Annotated in this window: 20 protein-coding genes, 3 tRNA genes and 2 pseudogenes; 15 read left to right on the top strand and 10 right to left on the bottom strand. The window is 50.0% G+C overall.

Annotated features, from left to right (window positions below; all coding sequences use genetic code 11):
- Positions 1–16: 16 nt before the first annotated feature.
- A complete protein-coding gene (gene mnmC, locus ACTHTA_RS07660) occupies positions 17–1,627 on the bottom strand; it encodes an FAD-dependent 5-carboxymethylaminomethyl-2-thiouridine(34) oxidoreductase MnmC (RefSeq protein ID WP_308887832.1) in 1,611 nt (536 codons plus the stop codon).
- A gap of 125 nt (positions 1,628–1,752) precedes the next feature.
- Here mnmC and ACTHTA_RS07655 point away from each other — a divergent pair, with 125 nt between their 5' ends.
- The gene (locus ACTHTA_RS07655; protein ID WP_308887833.1) at positions 1,753–2,343 is read left to right on the top strand and encodes a tyrosine-protein phosphatase; all 591 of its coding nucleotides are present in this window, start codon (positions 1,753–1,755) and stop codon (positions 2,341–2,343) included.
- Between the two features lie 73 nt (positions 2,344–2,416).
- Here ACTHTA_RS07655 and cysE read toward each other — a convergent pair whose 3' ends face one another.
- The gene (cysE, locus tag ACTHTA_RS07650) at positions 2,417–3,235 is read right to left on the bottom strand and encodes a serine O-acetyltransferase (protein ID WP_070749276.1); all 819 of its coding nucleotides are present in this window, start codon (positions 3,233–3,235) and stop codon (positions 2,417–2,419) included.
- Between the two features lie 150 nt (positions 3,236–3,385).
- Here cysE and grpE point away from each other — a divergent pair, with 150 nt between their 5' ends.
- The 3 genes from grpE (at position 3,386) to ACTHTA_RS07635 (ending at position 6,680) form a co-directional block, all read left to right on the top strand.
- Positions 3,386–3,958: a nucleotide exchange factor GrpE gene (gene grpE / locus ACTHTA_RS07645; RefSeq protein ID WP_308887835.1), complete on the top strand. Its 573-nt coding sequence runs from the start codon at positions 3,386–3,388 to the stop codon at positions 3,956–3,958.
- A gap of 304 nt (positions 3,959–4,262) precedes the next feature.
- Positions 4,263–6,194: a molecular chaperone DnaK gene (gene dnaK / locus ACTHTA_RS07640; RefSeq protein WP_308887836.1), complete on the top strand. Its 1,932-nt coding sequence runs from the start codon at positions 4,263–4,265 to the stop codon at positions 6,192–6,194.
- A 267-nt stretch (positions 6,195–6,461) separates the two neighbouring features.
- Positions 6,462–6,680 carry a hypothetical protein gene (locus ACTHTA_RS07635; RefSeq protein WP_154954394.1) on the top strand — a complete coding sequence of 73 codons (219 nt, stop codon included), beginning with the start codon at positions 6,462–6,464 and terminating at the stop codon, positions 6,678–6,680.
- Between the two features lie 73 nt (positions 6,681–6,753).
- Here the strand turns inward: ACTHTA_RS07635 and ACTHTA_RS07630 are convergent, their stop codons facing one another.
- Entirely contained in the window at positions 6,754–8,094 is a 1,341-nt protein-coding gene (locus tag ACTHTA_RS07630) for a DUF2868 domain-containing protein (RefSeq protein WP_308887837.1), read from the bottom strand.
- A 120-nt stretch (positions 8,095–8,214) separates the two neighbouring features.
- Positions 8,215–8,299: transfer RNA gene (locus tag ACTHTA_RS07625), tRNA-Leu, on the bottom strand.
- A 161-nt stretch (positions 8,300–8,460) separates the two neighbouring features.
- Between ACTHTA_RS07625 and ACTHTA_RS07620 the strand changes: the two genes are divergently transcribed.
- The 4 genes from ACTHTA_RS07620 (at position 8,461) to ACTHTA_RS07605 (ending at position 10,022) form a co-directional block, all read left to right on the top strand.
- Positions 8,461–9,126, top strand: a complete 666-nt coding sequence (locus ACTHTA_RS07620; protein ID WP_308887838.1) for a hypothetical protein — start codon at positions 8,461–8,463, stop codon at positions 9,124–9,126.
- A complete protein-coding gene (gene ribA, locus ACTHTA_RS07615; protein WP_063068903.1) occupies positions 9,119–9,712 on the top strand; it encodes a GTP cyclohydrolase II in 594 nt (197 codons plus the stop codon). The genes ACTHTA_RS07620 and ribA overlap by 8 nt, the downstream gene beginning before the upstream one ends.
- Before the next feature lie 124 nt (positions 9,713–9,836).
- Positions 9,837–9,912 (top strand) — tRNA-Val (locus ACTHTA_RS07610).
- A 33-nt stretch (positions 9,913–9,945) separates the two neighbouring features.
- Positions 9,946–10,022 (top strand) — tRNA-Asp (locus ACTHTA_RS07605).
- Between the two features lie 187 nt (positions 10,023–10,209).
- Here ACTHTA_RS07605 and parE read toward each other — a convergent pair.
- Both parE and ACTHTA_RS07595 read right to left on the bottom strand, forming a co-directional pair.
- On the bottom strand, positions 10,210–12,195 hold the full coding sequence (gene parE, locus ACTHTA_RS07600; RefSeq protein WP_308887840.1) for a DNA topoisomerase IV subunit B: 1,986 nt from the start codon (positions 12,193–12,195) through the stop codon (positions 10,210–10,212).
- A 68-nt stretch (positions 12,196–12,263) separates the two neighbouring features.
- Positions 12,264–12,800 (bottom strand): RNA pyrophosphohydrolase, encoded by a 537-nt coding sequence (locus ACTHTA_RS07595; RefSeq protein ID WP_308887841.1) that lies wholly within the window; start codon positions 12,798–12,800, stop codon positions 12,264–12,266.
- A gap of 328 nt (positions 12,801–13,128) precedes the next feature.
- On the opposite strand from ACTHTA_RS07595, the gene ACTHTA_RS07590 reads away from it, so the two are divergent.
- From ACTHTA_RS07590 to ACTHTA_RS07580, 3 genes are all read left to right on the top strand, one after another.
- Positions 13,129–14,274, top strand: coding sequence for a polyamine ABC transporter substrate-binding protein (locus ACTHTA_RS07590; RefSeq protein ID WP_308887842.1), 1,146 nt, complete (start codon positions 13,129–13,131; stop codon positions 14,272–14,274).
- A gap of 107 nt (positions 14,275–14,381) precedes the next feature.
- Positions 14,382–14,654, top strand: a complete 273-nt coding sequence (locus tag ACTHTA_RS07585) for an ACT domain-containing protein (RefSeq protein WP_308887844.1) — start codon at positions 14,382–14,384, stop codon at positions 14,652–14,654.
- 15 nt (positions 14,655–14,669) lie between these two features.
- Positions 14,670–16,025 (top strand): PFL family protein, encoded by a 1,356-nt coding sequence (locus ACTHTA_RS07580; protein WP_308887845.1) that lies wholly within the window; start codon positions 14,670–14,672, stop codon positions 16,023–16,025.
- Positions 16,026–16,073: 48 nt separating this feature from the next.
- Here ACTHTA_RS07580 and ACTHTA_RS07575 read toward each other — a convergent pair whose 3' ends face one another.
- The 3 genes from ACTHTA_RS07575 to ACTHTA_RS07565 all read right to left on the bottom strand — a co-directional run bounded on the left by ACTHTA_RS07575 (position 16,074) and on the right by ACTHTA_RS07565 (position 18,931).
- Complete coding sequence (locus ACTHTA_RS07575) at positions 16,074–16,574, bottom strand: glycosyltransferase family 9 protein (RefSeq protein WP_191620539.1); 501 nt, start codon at positions 16,572–16,574, stop codon at positions 16,074–16,076.
- A gap of 208 nt (positions 16,575–16,782) precedes the next feature.
- On the bottom strand, positions 16,783–17,271 hold the full coding sequence (locus ACTHTA_RS07570) for a GNAT family N-acetyltransferase (protein ID WP_440364367.1): 489 nt from the start codon (positions 17,269–17,271) through the stop codon (positions 16,783–16,785).
- A gap of 130 nt (positions 17,272–17,401) precedes the next feature.
- Positions 17,402–18,931, bottom strand: a complete 1,530-nt coding sequence (locus ACTHTA_RS07565; RefSeq protein WP_308888500.1) for a helicase HerA-like domain-containing protein — start codon at positions 18,929–18,931, stop codon at positions 17,402–17,404.
- A 240-nt stretch (positions 18,932–19,171) separates the two neighbouring features.
- Here ACTHTA_RS07565 and ACTHTA_RS07560 point away from each other — a divergent pair, with 240 nt between their 5' ends.
- The 4 genes and pseudogenes from ACTHTA_RS07560 (at position 19,172) to ACTHTA_RS07545 (ending at position 22,156) form a co-directional block, all read left to right on the top strand.
- The gene (locus ACTHTA_RS07560; protein ID WP_440364366.1) at positions 19,172–20,401 is read left to right on the top strand and encodes a multidrug effflux MFS transporter; all 1,230 of its coding nucleotides are present in this window, start codon (positions 19,172–19,174) and stop codon (positions 20,399–20,401) included.
- Positions 20,402–20,462: 61 nt separating this feature from the next.
- Positions 20,463–21,272 (top strand): glutamate racemase, encoded by an 810-nt coding sequence (murI, locus tag ACTHTA_RS07555; protein WP_308888502.1) that lies wholly within the window; start codon positions 20,463–20,465, stop codon positions 21,270–21,272.
- An 11-nt stretch (positions 21,273–21,283) separates the two neighbouring features.
- A pseudogene (locus tag ACTHTA_RS07550) lies at positions 21,284–21,475 on the top strand (UvrB/UvrC motif-containing protein); the annotation flags it as partial.
- 24 nt (positions 21,476–21,499) lie between these two features.
- A complete protein-coding gene (locus tag ACTHTA_RS07545; RefSeq protein ID WP_308888503.1) occupies positions 21,500–22,156 on the top strand; it encodes a hypothetical protein in 657 nt (218 codons plus the stop codon).
- Between the two features lie 74 nt (positions 22,157–22,230).
- Here the strand turns inward: ACTHTA_RS07545 and ACTHTA_RS07540 are convergent.
- Positions 22,231–22,386 (bottom strand): annotated as a pseudogene (locus ACTHTA_RS07540) (IS110 family transposase); the annotation flags it as partial.
- Positions 22,387–22,582: the final 196 nt, after the last annotated feature.

Here is a 22,582-nt window from a genome sequence, read left to right as displayed (position 1 = left end):
ATTTACAGCGAAATCCTTAATCGGATAACAACGGCTGCTGCCGAACAATCGCGCGGATGATGGCGCGGTTGGGGTGTAGCGCGGTTCTCAGCCTTTGCGATAGCGGATGCGGCAAGCCGAGTATTTCGGCTGCAATGGCGGCGGCGCAGATGGGGGCTGTCGCCAGTCCGCGCGTGCCGTGTGCCGTATTGATGTAGGCATTGGGCAGGTAAGGGCAGGGGATATTGTCGAGGCGGTAGTTTTTGTCCAATGCCAGCTTGGCGTAAGCGGACTGCATGGCGGTGATGTCGCCGAGCGCGCCGACAACGGGTAAGTGGTCGAGGCTGTCGCAACGTAGGGCGGCATGGCCTTGTGTGTCGAGAAGGCCGTCTGAAAACGAATCTCGCTCAAACAGGGATTGTGCCAATGGCGGATTGAGCTGTTGCAGGGCGGCGCGGTTTTCGGTTTCTTCGTGCGGATACCAAGTTTCATCGTTGCTGTTGAGGATAAATGTCGCGCCGTAGCAGTGGCGGCCTTGCCAGCTTGGACTGATGTAGCTTTCGCCGGAAATGGCGCAACGCAGTTTTTGTGAAAACGGGCTGGCGGATACAACGCCGGTTTGTCCGCGGATTTGGCGGAAAGGCAGGGCGGAGACGTTGGTGTCGGCGGCAGTCGGGCTGTGCGCGCCCATACAGTAAACGATATGGCTGGCGTTGAAATGCGCGTCCAGCGTGTGTGCCGTCCATTGTGTGCCGTCATGTGATACTGCGGTCAGCGGCGAATGTTCGTGCAACTCAATCAGCGGATGATTCAATAAGGTATGCACGACGGCGGGCGGATTCAGCCATACGCCTTGCGGCCAGTAAAGGCCGTCTGAAAATACGTCTATGCCTGCGATGGACGCAGCCTCTTCGGCAGATACGCTGCGGTAGAGGTGTTTATGCTGGTGTTGCAAACCCAAGGCCTGATTGCGTTTGCGTTCGCTGTCGTCAAAATTCAAATGCAATACGCCGTCGCCGCCCCATACGTCGGAGTCGGACAGCAAGTCTTCCAACAATCGGCGCGTGTAGCCGTAGCCTGTCAGCAGCAGCTCGGTTTGTTCGGTATCGTGTGGCGAGATTTTGGCGTAGAGCAAGCCTTGGCGGTTGCCGCTGCCTGCCTGCGCCGCTTTGCCTGCCTCCAAAACCGTAACGCGTACGCCGTGTTCAGCCAGTTTGCGCGCGGTTGCCGCGCCGGCAATGCCTGCGCCGATGATCAGGACGTGTTCGGGCGCGGCTTGATGTTCGGGCCGTCTGAACCAAGGTTTTAGAGGAACAGGGGCGGATTGGGGTATGGCTTCGGTTTGCCATTCGATATGAGGGAAATGTTCGTGTAAGCGGTCGGCACGGTGTGGCGGAACCAGCCAGAGATGCATATCAGGCAATAGGTTTTCTAAAACGTTGACGCTGTTGAACTGAAGGCATTTCATGGCTTGAGCGAGACGGTTGTTCAGACGGCCTTCAAGCTCGGAGGGATGATTTGGCAGCGGAAAATCGGGAATATGGTTTTCAGGCAGGCAGACAATCAAATAAAGCGGTGCGGTATGTTGTTCGATTGCGTGGCAAAGGGTAGCAAGGGGAGGCGTGGTGTTCCAAGCAAGGCAGGTCATGATGAAAGGCCGTCTGAAAAAAGAGGCTTTATTGTAACGCGGTTTGCGCGGATAGAATATCCGAACGGGTTTTGATAGAATCGCATGATATTTTGATTTCCAATTGATTTTCATACAGGAATTTTATGCGCCGTCTTTTATTGTGCCTTCTCGCTTCCGGCTTGCCCATCGCTTGCTCGTCCGTGCCGCCGGATAAAGGCAGCAAAGCCGTTCAGTCCGAGCGTTGGGCAACCCCCGTCAAACACGATGCCAACCTTTATCGCATCGACGACAAGCTTTACCGCAGCGAGCAGCCTGTTGCCGAAGATGGCGAAGCCATCGTCAAACTGGGCATTCAAAGCGTGATCAACCTGCGCTTTTTCGACCGCAACGATGACGATCATTTGAAAGAGTATGGTTTGACCTTGTTAAACCATCCATTGCTGTCATGGAGTATTAAGCCGAAAGAGATTGCAGAAATCCTATACCTGATTGAAAAACAACAGCAAAACGGCGCAGTGCTTATCCATTGTTATCACGGCGCAGACCGTACCGGTTTGATTGCCGGAATGTACCGCATCATTTATCAAGGCTGGCCGGTGGAAGAAGCAAAAGCCGAAATGCAACATGGGCCTTACGGTTATCACAGCATTTGGAAAAACATTGCCAACCTGTTTACCGAAGAGAAAGTCAAGCAGGTTAAAATGCACTTGGAAGCCTTGCGCAAACGCGGTTAACACTAAGATTTAAATCATAAAAGGCCGTCTGAAAGAACAAATCTTTCAGACGGCCTTTTAAATGGCAGATTGCTTAAATCACAAAATCCGTAGTCGATAATTGAATGTTTTGATCCATATCGGCAGACGGGGTTTTGGACGAGCGGCCAACTGGTTTGGCCGGTACGCCGACAACGGTAATCGAAGACGGTACATCGGCAACCACCACGCTGCCTGCGCCGATTTTGGCATTTACGCCGATGCGGATGTTGCCCAAAATTGAGGCATTTGCACCAATCATCACGCCATCGCCGATTTTCGGGTGGCGGTCGCCGCTTTCTTTGCCCGAACCACCCAGCGTTACGCCGTGGAGGATGGAAATATTGTTGCCCAAGACAGCGGTTTCGCCGGCCACAAAACCGGTGGCATGGTCGAGCATCAGGCCGTGACCGAAACGGGCGGCCGGGTGGATATCGACACCGAAGACTTCCGACATGCGGTTTTGCAGGAAATACGCCAGCGTTTTACGGCCGTTTTGATAGAGCCAGTGGTTGATGCGGTGTGCCTGTACGGCGTGGAAACCTTTGAAATACAACAGCGGCAGCGAATATTCATCACAAGCCGGGTCGCGCTCATAAATGGCTTTCAAGTCGGCCTCGACGCATTTGCTGATGCGGGTGTCCACGCTCAAAGCCTGCTGATAAATTTCAAACAGCGCGCGTACATCCATAATCGGACTGCCGAGCTTGCTGGAAAGATGGTAGGCAAGTACCGAATCGAGCGAATCGTGGCGCAACACGGTTTGATGTAGGAAGCTCGCCAGCATCGGTTCGGCTGCGGCTGCGGCTTCGGTTTCTTCGCGGATGGTGTGCCACAGATTAAAATCAGTTGAATTCAAATGGTCTTTTTTCATATTCGAGGCCGTCTGAAGAATAAAATCAGATGGCTATCTTACCGTTTTCCAACGTCTTTTAACAAGGCATTTGATAATCGACGTTCAAATGCTTGAAGTTTTTTCAGACGGCCTTATATATGGGTTATTGAATGCTAACACTCTAAAAGGATGTCAGAAATGACGGATCGTAACGAACAACACCAAAACGAAGCCGAGGAAGCGGCAGCCGTAGAAACTGCTGAAGCAGTTGAAACCGAACAAGCCGAAGTACAAGCCGAGCCGACTTACGAAGATCTGCAGGCGCGTATTGCCGAGTTGGAAGGTCAGCTCAAAGACAGCGAGCTGCGCGGTTTGGCAAACGAGCAAAACCTGCGCCGCCGCCATCAGCAAGAAATTGCCGATACCCATAAATTCGCCGGACAAAAATTTGCGGCCGAAATGCTGCCTGTCAAAGACTATCTTGAAATGGCGCTGCTCGACCAAAGCGGTAATTTCGATGCCCTGAAAATGGGCGTGCAAATGACTTTGAACGAGTTGCAAAAAGCGTTTGATGCCACCCATATTAAAGAAGTCAATCCTCAAGCAGGCGAGAAACTTGATCCGCATTACCACCAAGCCATGCAGACAGTGGTCAGCGAGCAAGAGCCGAACACCATCGTCAGCGTGATGAAAAAAGGCTACACATTATCCGACCGCGTTTTGCGTCCTGCGATGGTTGTCGTGGCGAAAAAAGAAGATTGAAGGCACCGCTTGATAAAGTTTATCAAGCATAAAATCTTCAGACAGCCTTATCCGGTTTCAAAGCCCGATGTTCCACTATTGGAAAATCATTCCGATAAACCGGAATCGGAAAATTAAAACCGGCCGTCTGAAAAAAGAATAAACGGCTTGTGGATAAATAAATCAAGTTATTGAATTTAATTTGAAAAAAAATTCAAATTAAGCCTTGAAAAAAAATGAAGCAACCTTATTTACAAGCCATCGGAACGAAATGTTCCACAGGATTATTAATTTAGAAAAGTTTATTTATTAGGAGCAACATAATATGGCAAAAGTAATCGGTATTGACTTAGGTACAACCAACTCTTGTTTGGCCATTTCTGAAAACGGTCAAACCAAAGTGATCGAAAATGCAGAAGGTGCGCGCACCACTCCTTCCGTTATCGCTTATTTGGACGGCGGCGAAATCCTCGTCGGCGCGCCTGCAAAACGCCAAGCGGTAACCAATGCTAAAAACACTATTTACGCCGCCAAACGTTTGATCGGCCACAAATTTGAAGACAAAGAAGTTCAACGCGACATCGAATCCATGCCTTTCGAAATCATCAAAGCCAACAATGGCGACGCATGGGTGAAAGCGCAAGGCAAAGAGCTGTCTCCTCCTCAAATTTCCGCAGAAGTTTTGCGTAAAATGAAAGAAGCCGCTGAAGCTTACTTGGGCGAGAAAGTCACTGAAGCTGTGATTACCGTTCCTGCCTACTTCAACGACAGCCAACGTCAAGCGACTAAAGACGCAGGCCGCATCGCAGGTTTGGAAGTAAAACGTATCATCAACGAACCAACCGCAGCCGCTTTGGCATTCGGTATGGACAAAGGCGACAACAAAGACCGCAAAGTAGCCGTATATGACTTGGGTGGCGGTACTTTCGATATTTCCATCATCGAAATTGCCAACCTCGACGGCGACAAACAATTTGAAGTATTGGCTACCAACGGCGATACTTTCTTGGGCGGTGAAGACTTCGACCAACGCTTGATCGACTACATCATTGACGAGTTCAAAAAAGAACAAGGCATTGATTTGAAACAAGACGTGATGGCATTGCAACGCCTGAAAGAAGCTGCCGAAAAAGCCAAAATCGAATTGTCTAGCGGTCAGCAAACCGAAATCAACCTGCCGTACATCACCATGGACGCAACCGGTCCGAAACACTTGGCAATGAAAATTACCCGCGCCAAATTCGAAAGCCTGGTTGAAGACTTGATTGCCCGCTCTATTGAGCCTTGTAAAATCGCATTGAAAGATGCCGGCTTGAGCACCAGCGACATCGACGACGTAATCTTGGTCGGCGGTCAGTCCCGTATGCCGAAAGTGCAAGAAGCCGTTAAAGACTTCTTCGGCAAAGAGCCGCGCAAAGACGTGAACCCTGATGAAGCCGTTGCCGTAGGCGCAGCGATTCAAGGCGAAGTGTTAAGCGGCGGCCGCAGCGACGTATTGCTGCTGGACGTAACGCCCCTGTCTTTGGGTATCGAAACCATGGGTGGCGTGATGACCAAGCTGATTCAGAAGAACACCACCATCCCGACCAAAGCGTCGCAAGTGTTCTCTACCGCCGAAGACAACCAAAGCGCAGTAACCATCCATGTGCTGCAAGGCGAACGTGAACGCGCTTCTGCCAACAAATCTTTGGGTCAGTTCAACTTGGGCGACATTGCACCTGCACCACGTGGTATGCCACAAATTGAAGTTACTTTCGACATCGACGCCAACGGTATCTTGCACGTTTCTGCTAAAGACAAAGGCACAGGCAAAGCGGCCAATATCACCATCCAAGGTTCTTCAGGTTTGAGCGAAGAAGAAATCGAACGCATGGTGAAAGATGCCGAAGCCAATGCTGAGGAAGACAAAAAACTGACTGAATTGGTCGCTTCACGCAACCAAGCCGAAGCCCTGATTCACTCCGTGAAAAAATCTTTGGCAGACTACGGCGACAAACTCGACGCAGCCGAGAAAGAAAAAATCGAAGCCGCGCTGAAAGAAGCCGAAGAAGCCGTAAAAGGCGACGACAAAGCCGCCATCGATGCCAAAGCCGAAGCACTGGGCACAGCCAGCCAAAAACTGGGCGAAATGGTTTACGCGCAAGCACAAGCCGAAGCTCAAGCAGGCGAAAGCGCACAAGCCGAGCCGTCTTCTGCCAAGAAAGACGATGATGTCGTAGATGCAGACTTTGAAGAAGTAAAAGACGACAAGAAATAATTGAGGCCGTCTGAAAAAAGCGCGAATCGTAAGGTTCGCGCTTTTTGTCATTTGGGAAATGTGTAAAGACGCTTTGTCAAAATTGACGGTAAACTTTCAAAATCATGCTACATCATCGTGTTGCTATACTTCTATTGCCGAATTTTGAACAGATTTCGCCGAATGCTGACAGCAGCTGACAGTCAAAGCCATTAATATTTGTCCATCGCTTGAGTGCGAATAAATTCTTATTTTTACCTCAAATCAACCCCTTGAAAGAAGATAAATATGAAAAAACTGATTCAAATGACCTCTTTGATGGTTGCAGCTGCCGGTTTGGTATTGGCTCCAGTCGCTTCTGCACACGGTAAACACGAAATGCATCCGAAACAAGAACGTATGCACAAAAAAGCCAAACCGCAAAAAATGAAAAAACCTGCACCTAAAGCCAAACACCACGCGGCCAAGCCCAAACATCATCAAGAGCGTCGCCACGAATATCATTAATATGAATCCTCAACAATAAATAAGGCCGTCTGAAACCCAAACATCAGGTTTCAGACGGCCTTCGGTTTATCTGTCAAATAGAGTTTTGCCGTTTTTCTTGTGCCAAACGGGTCGGCTCCAACCAGGCAATGTTTCTTTCTGCCAACGCATCGCGCCAATAATCCAGTTTGGTATCCAAATCTTCAGAGAAACTGTCTTGATTCAAAAGTTGAATGATAACGCCGCCGTCCGTCGCTTCGGCCAAACGGCTGATTTGACGCAAAATGCCGCGGTCGGGAACAGTTTGCGTGCGTACGCCGATGAGAAGTTGCGCCGGAGTTTGTTTCAATTCGGCTTCTAATTGTTCCAAATCTTTTCTGCCGGCGGCCACGCCTTTATCTATCCATTCTTGTGCCAAAACGCCGGAAAACCAAAGCGGCTCAGGCCATTCCGTTTCCAGTGTAACTGCCCATTTGGGCGCATTATTCAGCGTAATTTTAGATGAAACAGGGATGATGTTTTCCTGAAAATCATCGGCATCGACAATTTTCGTTTGCCATGTGCGGAGGATGTTTTGATAGTACGGCTGATTCAAATCCAAACGTTCGCGAAGGGTTTTTAAAGTAATCTTGCAAGCCAGCCAAGCAAGCAAGCGCGGCAGAATGCCATAACAGATAATGCTGCCGATGAGTAAACCCGCCCAAGCGCGTGCATCTTCGATATGATTGTTCAGACGGCCTGCAATTACGGCCTGACTGTCGGGAACAGGAAAGCCCAAACGTTCCGGCAGCCATGACAAAGCCTCAACCGTTTTCACCAATGCCGTATTACTTAAAAGCGTGCTTTCCCAGTTGAATGTATATTGACGTACCAAAAGCAGCAGCAAAACAGAAACCAACATTCCCGACAGCGTGCATAGCCATAGACCGTGCGAAGTTGCACCAATCAGCCAACGCGTTTGCGGTTTGCGCCATTCATCCACATAAAGCCGCAAAATTGCCTGATTGACAGGATCTTTGTCTCGGAACCAAGTTGCCGGACTGCTGATAAAGTGCACATTTTTCAAACGCAGGAATAAAGTAGCCAGCCACACCAGCAGCATGATTGTATTCATGCCCAAAATCCCGGCCAAGACCAGAAAAAAGTTCAGCCCCTGATTGTCCATCAAAAGATAAGTACTGGAAAAACCGACCGTAAACAACAACGTCGCCGCAACAATCCAAAGCCAAAACGAGCCTGTCTCCACCTGTTGCAACACATATTTCAAATGCTGGTCGCGGTCAATAATTTGGGCACGGCGTAGTAGTTTTTCCTCGTTACCGCCATCAATATGTCGCAACGCTTCCGTCGCCTGCACAGGATCTCCCGGAAAAATATAGGCACGTTCTTCAAGGATACGGACCAATTCGACAAGTTTTTGCGATGGATTCAACATAAATGATAGGCCGTCTGAAAGATAAAATGGAAACGTCTGTAAAAGCAGTTTCGATTTTGAATAGGGTGTATAGTGGAATAGATGTAAAAAAAGCAGCCCGAAAGCTGCTCATTTTGAGTGTGGTGCGGACGGAGAGACTCGAACTCTCACACCTCGCGGCGCCAGAACCTAAATCTGGTGCGTCTACCAATTTCGCCACGTCCGCACTAATTTGAATCGTGGATTATACACAAGATTAATGGTGGCGCAAAGTCTTGTTTGCTTGAATTTTTCGGTTTATCCCTTATATAATGTTTTATTCCGGCCGTCTGAAAGCAGGGTTTGTTTTCAGACGGCCTCAACTTTACTATTGGTGAGGAAGGGCAGATGCCTGCTTTATTGATTAAAGATTTCTTGCAGACGCAAGGTTTGAAGTTGCCTGCGGATGATATACATGTTGCTTATTTGACTGCTCAGGCTGTGATTAAAATGGGCAATGCTTCAGTTGAGCGTTCGATTTTGTGGCCGTCTGAAGACGGTTGGCAGTTGGCGGATTATGTTGATGCCGAACATGAATTGTTGCTGAAACAGATTTTTATGGCTTTGGATTCGGTTGCCGAGCGCACCGAGCATTTGAAAAGTGCTGCGGTTTATACCGCGTTTCCGAAAGATGGCGCGTTGTCGCTGGTTCGACTGAGCCGTTGGGGCATGCCATTGGAAAATGTGATTCCAATCGACGAGCAGACCGGACAGGCTTTTTTGGCTGTGCGTACGGCGCAAAGCGGTTGGATGAATGTTTGTCAGAATGTGGCGTATTGGCAGGAAATTGGTGAATTGTCGGCCGAACGCAATCATCCCGGCTTGAGTCAGATTTCTGTTCCTGTCTGTATGCCCAGCGGTGCGGTTTTGGGTGTGGTGCATGCTGAGTTTGATGTCAAAGACGGCGCGCCCGACGAAGTATTGGTGGCTTGGATTGCCCTTGCCTTGGCTCTGTCGGATTCTTTGAAAAATCTGTTGGGTGTAGCTGAAAACGAGGAAGCGGAAAATGAGTAACGCCTTGAAGTTTGTCGCGTCATGCCGTTTGCCTACGGAATGGGGTGAATTTACCATGCACGGCTTTGAAGAAGAGGGCGGTCAGGAGCATGTCGCATTGACGATGGGCGATGTTTCAGACGGCCTGCCTGTGTTGTCGCGTATCCATTCAGAGTGTTTGACCGGCGATGCTTTATTTTCGGTGAAATGTGATTGCGGCCCTCAACTTCAAGCAGCGATGCAGGCCGTTCAAAAAGAAGGGCGTGGCGTTATCGTATATTTGCGCCAAGAAGGTAGGGGCATTGGTTTGATAAACAAAATCCGTGCTTATCGTCTGCAAGATCAGGGCTTGGATACGGTCGAGGCCAATGTTGCACTCGGCCTTCCTGTTGATGCGCGCGACTTCACTTTAGCCAAGCAGATTTATGATTATCTGCATATTCGTGAAGTCAAGTTGTTGACCAATAATCCTGAAAAAATCCAAACGTTGAAAGATTCCGGCATTAATGTGGTCGAACGGATTGCATTACATGTCGGCGAAAATGTGGAAAATGAACGTTATCTGCATACTAAAGCGGATAAATTGGGACATTTGATTTTTGATTGATAGATAGGCATAACGGTGTTTTTTCGGTTAAATAAAATATTCTACATTCTTTCAATGGGATATATTTTTATTTAAATAAAAACCTTGCGCGTGGTCTGATTTTTTGATTTAATGTCGGCTTATCGGGTGATTAGCTCAGTTGGTAGAGCGTCTGCCTTACAAGCAGAATGTCGGCGGTTCGACTCCGTCATCACCCACCAAGTTTCTTTTTCATTGTCTTTGACAGTGGATGCGCGGTGGTAGCTCAGTTGGTTAGAGTACCGGCCTGTCACGCCGGGGGTCGCGGGTTCGAGCCCCGTCCGCCGCGCCATTATTTAAAAAGTACTGATTATGTCAGTGCTTTTTTATTTGTCTTAAAGATACAATTAAGCTGCAAAAATAGAAACAGGTAAGTAACGGGGTATTGAAATACTGTTTAACCTTAAATTCTGATGATTTTAAAAAAGGCCGTCTGAAACTTTTAAAGTTTCAGACGGCCTTTAGTCTATTGAAACAGATTAAATATCCAATTCTGCCGTATCGCCTTCTTTTTCCATCCATGCGCGGCGGGCGGCGGCTTCGCCTTTGCCCATTAGTTTGACGAAGATGTTGCGTGTTTCGTCATCCGCGCCTTCGGGGATTTGTACCTGCAACAGGCGGCGGGTGTCGGGGTGCATGGTGGTGTCTTTGAGCTGGTCGGGGTTCATCTCGCCCAAGCCTTTGAAACGGCTGATGGAATAGGCGGTTTCTTTGACGCCTTCTTTTTGCAGCCGCTCTAAAATGCTGTCGAGTTCGTTTTGGTCGAGGGCGTAGAATTTGCGGGCGGGTTTGCTTTTGCCTTGTGCGTTGACGTCGACGCGGAACAGCGGCGGCTGGGCGACGTAGATGTGTCCGTCGGCGACCAGTTTCGGGAAGTGGCGGTAGAACAGGGTCAGCAGCAAAACTTGAATATGAGAGCCGTCCACGTCGGCATCGGACAGGATGGCGATTTTGCCGTAGCGCAGGCCGCTTAAGTCGGGATTGTCGTTGATGCCGTGCGGATCGACGCCGATGGCGACGGAAATGTCGTGGATTTCGGCGTTGCCGAAGAGTTGGTCGGGGTGGACTTCAAAACTGTTGAGCACTTTGCCGCGCAGGGGCAGGATGGCTTGGGTGGCTTTGTCGCGGGCGAGTTTGGCGGAGCCGCCGGCGGAATCGCCTTCGACGAGGAAGAGTTCGTTTTCGCGGATGTCTTCGCTTTCGCAGTCGGTCAGTTTGCCGGGCAGGACGGCGACGCCGCTGCCTTTTTTCTTTTCGATTTTTTTAACCGAACGCATCCGCGCCTGTGCCTGGCGGATGGCGAGTTCGGCGATTTTTTTGCCGAAGTCCACGTTTTGGTTCAACCACAATTCCAAAGGGTCACCCGATACGGCGGCGACGAGTTTCAGCGCGTCGCGGTTGGTCAGTTTATCTTTGGTCTGACCTTGGAATTGCGGGTCGAGAACGCGGGCAGAGAGGACGAAGGCGGTTTTGCTGAACACGTCGTCGCTTTGCACTTTTACGCCGCGCGGTAGGAGGTTGTGCAGATTGATGAAGTTGTTGACGGCGTTGAACACGGCTTGTTTCAAGCCTGCTTCGTGCGTGCCGCCCAGCGGGGTGGGGATGAGGTTGACGTAGCTTTCGTTGGCGCACGAACCTTCTTCCAGCCAGGTCAGGGCAAACGCTGCGCCTTCGCCGATGCTGAAATCGCCGTTGTGGTCGTCTGAAATGTAGTTTTCACAGGAAAACAGCGGTACGGCTTCCTGCGCGTCGGCAATCAGGTCGGTCAGATAGCTTTTCAGGCCGTCGGGGTAGTGCCAGGTTTGGGTGTGTGCTTCGTCTTCGCCTTTGACCGGACGGGTCAGGGAAACGCGCACGCCCGGCAGCAGAACGGCTTTGGCGCGCAGCAGGCGTTCGAGTTCGGGAATGCTGTAATTCGGGCTTTCAAAATATTTGCCGTCCGGCCAAACGCGCACTTCGGTGCCGCTGTCTTTGACGGCGCATTTGCCCACTTCCGCCAACGGTTCGACCACGTCGCCGCCGGCAAACACGATGCGGTGGATTTTGCCTTCGCGTTTGACGGTTACTTCGAGGCGGGTGGAGAGGGCGTTGGTGACGGACACGCCTACGCCGTGCAGGCCGCCTGAAAAGGCATACGCGCTGCCGCCGTCTTTTTTGTTGAACTTGCCGCCTGCGTGCAGACGGGTAAACACGAGTTCAACCACGGGCACGCCTTCGACAGGGTGCAGCCCGACGGGAATGCCGCGTCCGTTGTCGTGTACGGAAAGCGAACCGTCGTCGTGGATGCGTACGTCGATTTCAGTGGCGAAGCCGCCCAACGCCTCGTCCGCCGCGTTGTCGATGACTTCCTGACAGATATGGGTCGGGCTATCGGTACGGGTGTACATGCCGGGACGTTCTTTGACCGGCTCCAAGCCTTTGAGGACGGTAATGCTGGATTCGCTGTATTGATTGTTTTTAGCCATAGGAATAATGTAAAGGCCGTCTGAAAGGATGAAAAACAACGCTTTCAGACGACCTGAAAGCGTTTGGGTTATAGGTTTTCTATTGGATTGCTACGGATAAAGTCTTCATAGCTTTCTATGCCGCGCAAGAAACGGGAGAGTTCGGTCAATGCGTCCAAATACACGCCGCGCTTGAAGTCGATGACTTCGTCAACCGGCGCCCAGTATTGGTGCCAGCGCCAGCCGTCAAATTCAGGATGATGGCAGGCACGGAGGTTGACGTCGTTGTCGCGGCCGACCAAACGCAAAAGATACCAAATCTGTTTTTGTCCGCGATACGAACCGCGCCATTCACGGCGCACCCAATGGCTGGGTACGTCATAACGCAACCAGTCGCGCGTACGGCCAACGATTTTGATGTGTTGCGGCAACAGGCCGACTTCTTCGTACAATTCGCGGTACATGGCGGTCTCAGGACTTTCGCCCGGCTTGATGCCGCCTTGCGGAAACTGCCATGAGTGTTCGCGTACGCGTTTGCCCCAAAAGACTTCGTTACGTTCGTTAATCAGGATAATACCGACATTGGGGCGATAGCCTTCTCTGTCTAACACGGTGTCGCCCTTCATTAAATTCAATCGTGCAATTTTCCCACAAATTGGGCGGTTTTGACAAATCTTGAGGCCGTCTGAATAAGCCCACAGTTTTTTCCAGACGGCATGAAACCGTTTCTGAAAAAATGTTGTTTATGAATAAAACCATAGCTTCAGGCCGTCTTAAAAATGAAAATTTTTTCTGCTTTAATGTCTTGCATTCAAAAGCTTTTTGCCGTTTAATGCAAACCTTGCTGAATCAAGGGCAAAGGACACATGCCGGCCGCCCCCACAGTTTCCCTTTTGTAAGTGGCATCTGCCACCGCTGCAATATTTTTACCCCCCGAACAAAAGGTCTGAAACCATGAAAAAATCTTTGATGGCGGCGGCAATCTTGAGCCTCGTCTTGACTGCGTGTAGCGGTGGAAAAGAAACCGCCGCAGAATCTTCCGCATCTCAAACTCAAACTTCTTCCTCTCAAACGGATAAACTCAATATCTACAACTGGTCGGATTATGTCGATCCTGCCACGCTGTCTGCGTTTGAAAAAAATACGAATATCAACGTCCGCTACGATTACTACGACAGCAACGAAGCGCTGGAAGCCAAGCTGCTGACTGGCAAGTCAGGTTATGACCTGGTTGCGCCGTCTATTGCCAATGTCGGCCGCCAGATTAAAGCCGGCGCGTATCAAAAAATCGACAAATCGAAAATTCCCGATTACGCCAACATCGATCCTGATTTGTTGAAAATGATGGAGACCGTCGATCCGGGCAACGAATATGCCGTCCCTTATTTCTGGGGCATCAATACGCTGGCGATTAACAAACAGCAGGTTCAAAAGGCTTTGGGCACCGATAAGCTGCCTGAAAACGAATGGGATTTGGTGTTCAATCCTGAATACACGAAAAAGCTGAAATCCTGCGGCATCAGCTATTTCGACAGCGCTATCGAGCAAATTCCTTTGGCTTTGCATTATTTGGGCAAAGACCCGAACAGCGAAAATCCTGACGACATCAAAGCTGCTGTTGAAATGATGAAAAAAGTGCGTCCCGACATTAAACGCTTTACCTCGTCCGGCTATATCGACGATATGGCTGCCGGTAATCTTTGCGTATCGGTAGGCTACGGCGGCGACCTCAATATTGCCAAAACCCGTGCCAAAGAAGCCGGAAACGGCGTCGAAGTCGAAGTATTGGCGCCGAAAAGCGGCGTCGGTATTTGGGTGGATTCGCTGATGATTCCGCGTGATGCGCAAAATGTGGCCAATGCACACAAATACATCAATCACACGCTCAATCCGGAAACAGCGGCCAAAAACGGCAACTATGTGACTTATGCTCCGGCCAGCCGTCCGGCGCGTGATTTGATGGATGAAAAATACACCTCTGACGAATCGATTTTCCCAAGTAAAGAATTGATGGAAAAAAGTTTCATCGTCTCCCCTAAGTCAACCGATGCGAGCAAACTCAGCGTTCGCCTGTGGCAGGCTTTGAAAGCAGGGCGATAATCAAAATTGAAATTTGAATACTCAGGCCGTCTGAAACAGTTTTTCAGACGGCCTGAGTGTTATAATTGTCAACACTTTTCAAATATCCTATAAGGAGAAACAGCGTTATGAACAATTCAGTCATCACCGTCATCGGTAAAGACCGTGTGGGCATTGTGTACGACGTTTCCAAAATTTTAGCGGAAAAACAAATCAATATTCTCAACATCAGCCAACAGCTGATGGACGATTTTTTTACCATGATTATTTTGGTGGACACTTCAAAATGCACCAAATCGCGTCAAGAGGTTTTGGATTTGTTTGCGGAAGAAAGCAAAAAACTCGCGCTTGATATCCGTATGCAAAACGAAGAAATTTTCCAAGCCATGCACCGTATTTAAGTCGGAGGGAGAACCATGAGTATTCAATCCGGCGAGATTTTAGAAACCGTCAAAATGGTGGCCGACCAGAATTTTGACGTGCGCACCATTACCATAGGCATTGATTTGCACGACTGTATCAGCACCGACATCGATGTATTGAACCAAAACATTTACAATAAAATCACCACCGTCGGCAAAGATTTGGTCGCTACGGCGAAACATCTTTCCGCCAAATACGGCGTGCCGATTGTGAATCAGCGTATTTCCGTCACGCCGATTGCCCAAATCGCCGCGGCCACCCATGCTGATTCTTACGTCAGCGTGGCGCAAACTTTGGATAAGGCTGCCAAAGCGATAGGCGTGTCTTTTATTGGTGGCTTTTCCGCGTTGGTGCAAAAAGGCATGTCGCCTTCGGATGAGGTGTTGATCCGTTCCATTCCCGAAGCGATGAAAACCACCGATATCGTGTGCAGCTCCATCAATATCGGCAGCACGCGTGCCGGTATCAATATGGATGCGGTCAAGCTGGCAGGCGAAACCATCAAACGCACGGCTGAAATCACGCCCGAAGGTTTCGGCTGCGCCAAAATTGTCGTGTTCTGCAATGCAGTGGAAGACAATCCGTTTATGGCGGGCGCGTTTCACGGTTCGGGCGAAGCGGATGCCGTTATCAATGTCGGCGTATCCGGCCCGGGTGTCGTAAAAGCCGCGTTGGAAAATTCAGATGCAACGACATTGACCGAAGTTGCGGAAGTAGTGAAGAAAACGGCTTTCAAAATTACCCGTGTGGGCGAACTCATCGGCCGCGAAGCTTCAAAAATGCTGAATATCCCGTTTGGTATTCTTGATTTGTCGTTGGCACCAACCCCTGCCGTCGGCGACTCGGTGGCGCGCATTCTTGAAGAGATGGGTTTGAGCGTCTGCGGTACGCACGGCACGACGGCGGCTTTGGCATTGCTGAATGATGCCGTGAAAAAAGGCGGCATGATGGCTTCCAGTGCGGTCGGCGGTTTGAGCGGCGCATTTATCCCTGTCTCGGAAGACGAGGGCATGATTGCGGCTGCCGAAGCCGGTGTGCTGACACTGGACAAACTCGAAGCCATGACAGCCGTCTGCTCCGTTGGTTTGGACATGATTGCCGTCCCCGGCGATACGCCTGCTCATACCATTTCCGGCATCATCGCTGACGAAGCCGCCATCGGCATGATCAACAGCAAAACCACTGCCGTGCGCATTATTCCGGTAACGGGCAAAACCGTCGGCGACAGCGTTGAGTTCGGCGGCCTGTTGGGCCACGCGCCTGTAATGCCGGTCAAAGAAGGCTCATGCGAAGTGTTCGTCAACCGAGGCGGTAGAATCCCGGCTCCGGTTCAATCGATGAAAAACTGATTGGATTGATAAATAAAAGGCCGTCTGAAATTGATTTTCAGACGGCCTTTAATGCTGTTTTTTATCGGCGATGTTGCGGTTGAAAATGTGGTAGTTTTCTTTGGCAAAGCCGATGTTGTAGGGCGCGCTGATGCTGCGGATTAAAACCAAATCGCGGTTGCGCACCAATACGGTGGGATCGATAACGACATCATATTGCCCTGCAATCGAGCGGCCGGTTTCCCGATACGAGCGGCTGCTTTTGGCTTGGACAATATGCACCGCGTCGATATGCGGATTGGCGTCAAACAGGCTGCGGTTGGCCTCGGTGCAGACCACGCCGATGCGGATGTGCGGCGCGGATTTTTTGATTTCGCGAAAGGCAAACGAGCTGACGATGTAGTCGCCGATTTTGCCGTCTTGGCGCAAAAACAGAATGCCGCCGATATTCTCCGGCGCAAGCGGCTTTTCAGACGGCACCGGCGCACGGTCGAGCCACGCCTTGCCCGCACGGATGCGCAGCGTTTGCAGGCGTTTTTTGATGGCTTTGAACAGGGTTTTAGCGGTCATTTTTGGGGTCTTTTGGGTGCGGACGGCCTATTCGTTCCCTCTCCTGCTTGCGGGGGAGGGCTAGGGTGGGGGCGTTTGCGGCTTCGGGAACATTACGAGGCGGCGGCAAAGCGTTTCTGTGAAACGCCACCCCCTCCCCAACCCTCCCCCGCGCGAGCGCAGGAGAGGGAGTTGGAAACCGGTCGTTTTCAGTTTTTCAGACGGCCTTTTACCGAATCGTTTTGCTGTAAATATATTGCAGCCCCTTTGTGCCCATAAAGGTTCGCCCCGTATCGGCAAATCCGCAGCTTTGGTACAGGCCGATGGCGGCGCGGTTGGCGTGGTGTACGCCGAACACGATTTCGTCGCAGTCGGGCAATATGCTGCGGATGAGCGGCGCCAATTTATCGTCAGCCAGCGCCGCGCGGGCGCAGCCTTGACCCTGATATGCGGGGTTGACCGACATCGAGCGCAGCAATACGGCGCGGGGATTGGCGCTGTAAGTAAGGCGGTCGCTGCCTTTATCAAGGATGAAAAATCCGATGGGGCGGTTTTGGCACAAAATGGTTACGGACAAACAGTCGGGCGCGGCGAACCGGCCGTTTTGCAGCCGCTCTTGGGGCGAAACCGAGTATTGTGCTTGCTCTCCGTGCAGACGGTAGTCCAAATCGGCGGCGTGTGCGGGGTCGTACAGCACAAGGGTAACGGTTTGGGGCATGGCGTGTTTTCCTGTTTGGCGGGCACTTGGCTTGTTTTCAGGCTGCTTTGAGGCCGTCTGAAAGCAAGGTGTCGGATACAAGTATCCGACTTGCGGCTATTGCAATAAAGGCAGTATGTTTGCAGGCTGATTATTTGAACATATTTTTAATAATACCCATTACGCTGCGGGAAATGGCGTTGGTTACTTGGCGGTTGATTTGGCTGCCGATGGCGTCGGCAACGTTGTAGCCCAAACCTTGGCCGGATTTTTTACGTCCGCCGCTCAAACCACCGATCAGTCCGCCGAGGATGCCGGGATCGGCATTGGCAGCTTCTTTTTCTGCAGCTTTTTGCGCTTTTTCCTGCTCTTTGGCGGCATTTGCGGCTTCTTTTTCCGCAGCTGCTTGGCTGTCTGCTTCGGCCAATGCTTCAAAAGCGGAGTAATTGTCCACCATGTCTTTGTAGGTTGGATACAAATCATCGTTTTGGAACAAGCGGTTGCGTTCCTCTGCGGCAAGCGGGGTTAAGGAAGATTGCGGCGGCAGGATGAGGGCGCGTTCTACCGGCTCGGGCATACCTTTTTCATCAAGGAAGGAAACGAGGGCTTCGCCGACGCCCAGTTCGGCAATCGCTTCGGCAACTTTGATATTTGGGTTGCTGCGGAAGGTTTCGGCAGCGGCTTTGACTGCTTTTTGGTCGCGTGGTGTGAAGGCGCGCAGGGCGTGTTGTACTCGGTTACCCAGTTGGCCGAGAATAGTATCGGGCAAGTCGAGCGGGTTTTGGGTGACGAAATATACGCCCACGCCTTTGGAACGGATCAGGCGCACGACTTGTTCGATTTGTTCGACCAGTGCATTGGCGGCATTGTCGAACATCAAATGCGCTTCGTCGAAGAACATCACGAATTTTGGTTTGTCCAAGTCGCCGACTTCGGGCAGGGTTTCAAACAATTCTGCCAGCATCCACAGCAAAAACGCGCTGTACATACGCGGCGAGCGCATCAGTTTTTCGGAGTTGAGGATGTTGATGATGCCTTTGCCGTTGTCGGTTTGCATCCAGTCTTGCAGGTTGAGGGAAGGTTCGCCGAAGAATTTTTCTGCGCCTTCGTTTTCCAAAGTCAGCAGTTGGCGTTGAATCGCGCCGATACTGGCGGCAGAAACGTTGCCGTATTGCGTGCGGTATTCCGAAGCGTGGTCGGAAACGTGTTTTAACATGCTGCGCAGGTCTTTTAAGTCCAGAATGTGCCAGCCTCTGTCGTCTGCAACTTTGAATACGAGGTTGAGCAGGCCTTCTTGCGTGTCGTTCAGATTCATCAGGCGTGCCAAAAGCATAGGGCCCATTTCTGAAACGGTGACGCGTACGGGAATACCGGTTTCGCCGTAAACATCCCAAAAGCGCACGGGGAAATTTTGCAGCCATTGTTCACCCAAATCAAACTCGGCAATGCGTTCGCCCACTTTGCCGCTGTTGGCACCGGCTTGCGTGATGCCCGACAAATCGCCTTTGACATCGACCAAGAATACAGGGATGCCTTCGCTGCTGAAGGCTTCAGCCATGCGGCGCAGGGTAACGGTTTTACCCGTACCGGTCGCACCGGCGATCAAGCCGTGGCGGTTGGCCATTTTGCCTTGGATTTCGAGCGTTTTCCCGTCGGCACGCGCAATTTGAAATGTAGTCATGATTATTCCTTAGAATCCGTGATGTGAAACAATTTGTTGTCTTAAAAAACAAGCATTTTAACGTTTGCGGCGAGGGGATTCAACCAAGCAAAGTTTCAGACGGCCTTAAGTTTTGCAAAGGTTTTTTTCAGTGATTGGACAAGGTTGAAATCTGCTATAATTTCATCCAATCCGCAACCGTCTGACAAGGCGGTTGTTTTCTTTGTTTTTTGAATATTTTTTACGAAAGCGAAAGTCGGAATGACTGCACAACAAGCCCCTTTGGGCGAAAAAACCATGGCCGTGCTGATGGCGATGTTGGTCGCGCTGATGCCGTTTTCTGTCGATGCTTATCTGCCTGCGATTCCCGAAATGGCGAAGTCGCTGGGTTCAGACATCCACCGCATTGAGCAAAGCCTGAGCTTTTTTATGTTTGGCGTGGCGTTTGGTCAGGTGGTCGGCGGTTCGATTTCGGATATTAAAGGTCGCAAACCTGTCGCATTAGTAGGCTTGAGCATTTACTTTGCCGCCGTTATCGGTTTGACGATGGTGAATAATGTCGAGCAGCTGCTGAACTTGCGTGCCGTGCAGGCGTTTGGCGCGGGGATGACCGTGGTGATTTCCGGTGCGATGGTGCGCGATTATTATTCCGGACGCAAAGCCGCGCAGATGTTTGCCTTAATCGGCATCATTCTGATGATTGTGCCGCTGATGGCGCCGATGATTGGTGCCGGCTTGCAGAATTTGGGCGGCTGGCGCATGATTTTCGGCTTTCTGGCCTGCTATTCGCTGCTGCTTTGGGGGTTGATGTGGTATTTCCTGCCCAAGCCGCACCAAAAAGGCAAAATCAGCATGGATGTGTTCGGCGTGGTGGCAGGCAGGTTTAAACGCGTTTTGAGGACGCGCGCCGCGATGGGCTATCTGTTTTTCCAAGCTTTTAGTTTTGGTTCGATGTTTGCCTTTTTGACCGAATCGTCGTTTGTGTACCAACACCTGTATCATGTTTCACCAAACCAATATGCTTGGATATTTGCGCTCAATATCATTACCATGATGTCGTTTAACCGCGTTACAGCATGGCGTTTGAAAACCGGTACGCATCCGCAAAACATCCTCAAATGGGGCATTATCGTCCAATTTGCTGCCAATCTGCTGATGACGGTTTTGGTGTTGTCGTTGTCTTTGCCGCCTTTGTGGGCTTTGGTGCTGTGCGTGATGTTTTCAGTCGGTACGCAAGGCTTGGTCGGTGCGAACACTCAGGCCTGCTTTATGAGCTATTTCAGCGCAGAGGGCGGCAGTGCAAATGCCGTCTTGGGCGTGTTCCAATCCCTTATCGGCGCATCGGTCGGCATGGCAACGACTTGGCTGCATAATGGTTCCGCCTTGGTGATGGCCGGTATGATGTTGAGCTCGACCGTGTGCGGTATCGTGCTGTTGTGGATTTGCTCGCATCAGGCTTGGATGGAAAACGATAAAAAAGAATATGTTTAACCTTCAGGCCGTCTGAAAAACGGTTTCAGACGGCCTCAACTTTATATTGAAGAAATTAACCATGAGTACCAGCAAACAACGCCCCATCGGCGTATTCGATTCCGGCGTCGGCGGCTTGACCAACGTCCGCGCCCTGATGGAACGCCTGCCGATGGAAAACATCATCTATTTCGGCGATACCGCACGCGTTCCCTACGGCACCAAATCTCGCGTCACCATTGAAACCTTCGCCATGCAGATTGTCGATTTCCTGCTGGAAAACGATGTCAAAGCACTGGTTATCGCGTGCAACACCATCGCCGCCGTTGCCGGACAAAAAATCCGCCAAAAAGCAGGCAATATGCCCGTATTGGACGTGATTTCTGCCGGTGCGGAAGCCGCTTTGCAAACCACCAAAAACAACCGAATCGGTATTATTGCGACCAATACCACCGTCAACAGCAATGCCTACGCGCGCGCCATCCATTCAAAAAACAACGACACGCTGGTGCGCACACAAGCCGCGCCCCTGCTTGTGCCATTGGTAGAAGAGGGCTGGCTCGATCACGAAGTCACCCGCCTGACCGTACGCGAATACCTGAAGCCGCTCTTGGCCGACGACATCGACACGCTGGTGTTGGGTTGTACCCACTTCCCACTGCTCAAACCGCTTATCGGCCGCGAAGCACAAAACGTCACCTTGGTCGATTCCGCCATCACTACCGCCGAAGCCACCGCCAAAGCCTTAGCACAAGAAGGTTTGCTGAATACAGAAAACGATAATCCGGATTACCGCTTCTACGTCAGCGATATCCCACTGCGCTTCCGCACCATCGGTGAACGCTTCTTGGGCAGAAGTATGGAACAGATTGAGATGGTAACGTTGGGTTGATTGGAAATATTAAAGGCCGTCTGAAAGGTAAGAACAAGGTTAAAGTCGGCGAAATTCACAATGAAGAAGACGCGATTAAAGAAATCGCTAAACTGGAAAAAGCCATGCAGCAGGCTGCTAGAGATTTGCAGTTTGAAGAAGCGGCTGTGTTGCGGGATAGGATTCGGGGGATTAAGGAAGGGTTGTTGTTTGGGGCGGAATAATTTTTAAGTTTCAGAGACCGTGATATGGAAGAAAAGCTTACAGATTTAATTCTCAGTAACATTGAAAAGGGTAATTATGGATTCATTATAGTAATAATTTTTACTATGGTATTGGCTATTATCATTTTTAGATTCAGAGGAGTATTAGAATACTTATCAGAAAGACGAAATTTTCGTAGAAAATTTTTAGAAGAAGTTATATCCAATACAAAACATAAATCTAATGTGAGGAATTTCTTAGAAAATGAACTCATTAGGGAATATTTTGTTCGAATATTCAAATTTAATGCAGAAGTTGTTACTATAGAAAAAATAATAGATTTTCATAAATTTTTAAATGGTGAATTCACATTTAATCAACTTGTTAAAAGTTATAGGTATATGAGAATAAATGATGGGAAACTTACAATTCATATTTCCTGGCTTGATTGGTTTGTGGATGCATTTATATATTATATACTCGCATTTATTTTATTTTGTCTAGGAGTATATTCATATATTCTTGGCTTTGAACACAATAATTGGAAAATTTTATTATATATTTTATGTGCATTTTTCAATATTTTATTAAGTTTAATAATATATTTTCAATCAATTCCTTATAAAAATGCAAAGAAATTAAAATTAAGATTAGAAGCCTTTCAAAAACAAACCGTAGCAAACCGGAGTCTGTGTGCGTAGCGGGCGTGGCAACTGTATTTTTCACCCGGTCGGGTAAAAATACCAAAACTCAAATCAAGCCGTTTGGATACCGTTTCGGAGAAGTAATCACGCATCCGGGTATTCAATACCGTCAGCAGTTTGCGCATGCACGCCGTAACGGCAACCTTATACGGCTTACCCTTGGACAGCAGGCGTTGGTAGAAATCCCAAATTAGTGGTTCAAAACGTATTGCTACCACGGTAGTAAGCCGTAGCTTGCATCTCCACCAACTGCGTGCGTGGCTGGTGCCACACACCCTATCTGAGGCGACACAAACTTTAAAATCGAGGTGTAGGGTGTGTGCGGTACGCACGCACGCGTTGTCTGTCGTTCTCACCACTGTTTCAAACTTTCAGAAGACCTCAAACGTCGTCTGGAAACTTTTAGAATAAAGGCCGTCTGAA

Source organism: Neisseria sp. P0013.S005 (genome assembly GCF_051958425.1).
In the GTDB taxonomy this organism is placed as follows: domain Bacteria; phylum Pseudomonadota; class Gammaproteobacteria; order Burkholderiales; family Neisseriaceae; genus Neisseria; species Neisseria subflava.
Note: the sequence above shows the minus strand (reverse complement) of the source record. Positions and strands in the feature narration are given on the sequence as shown.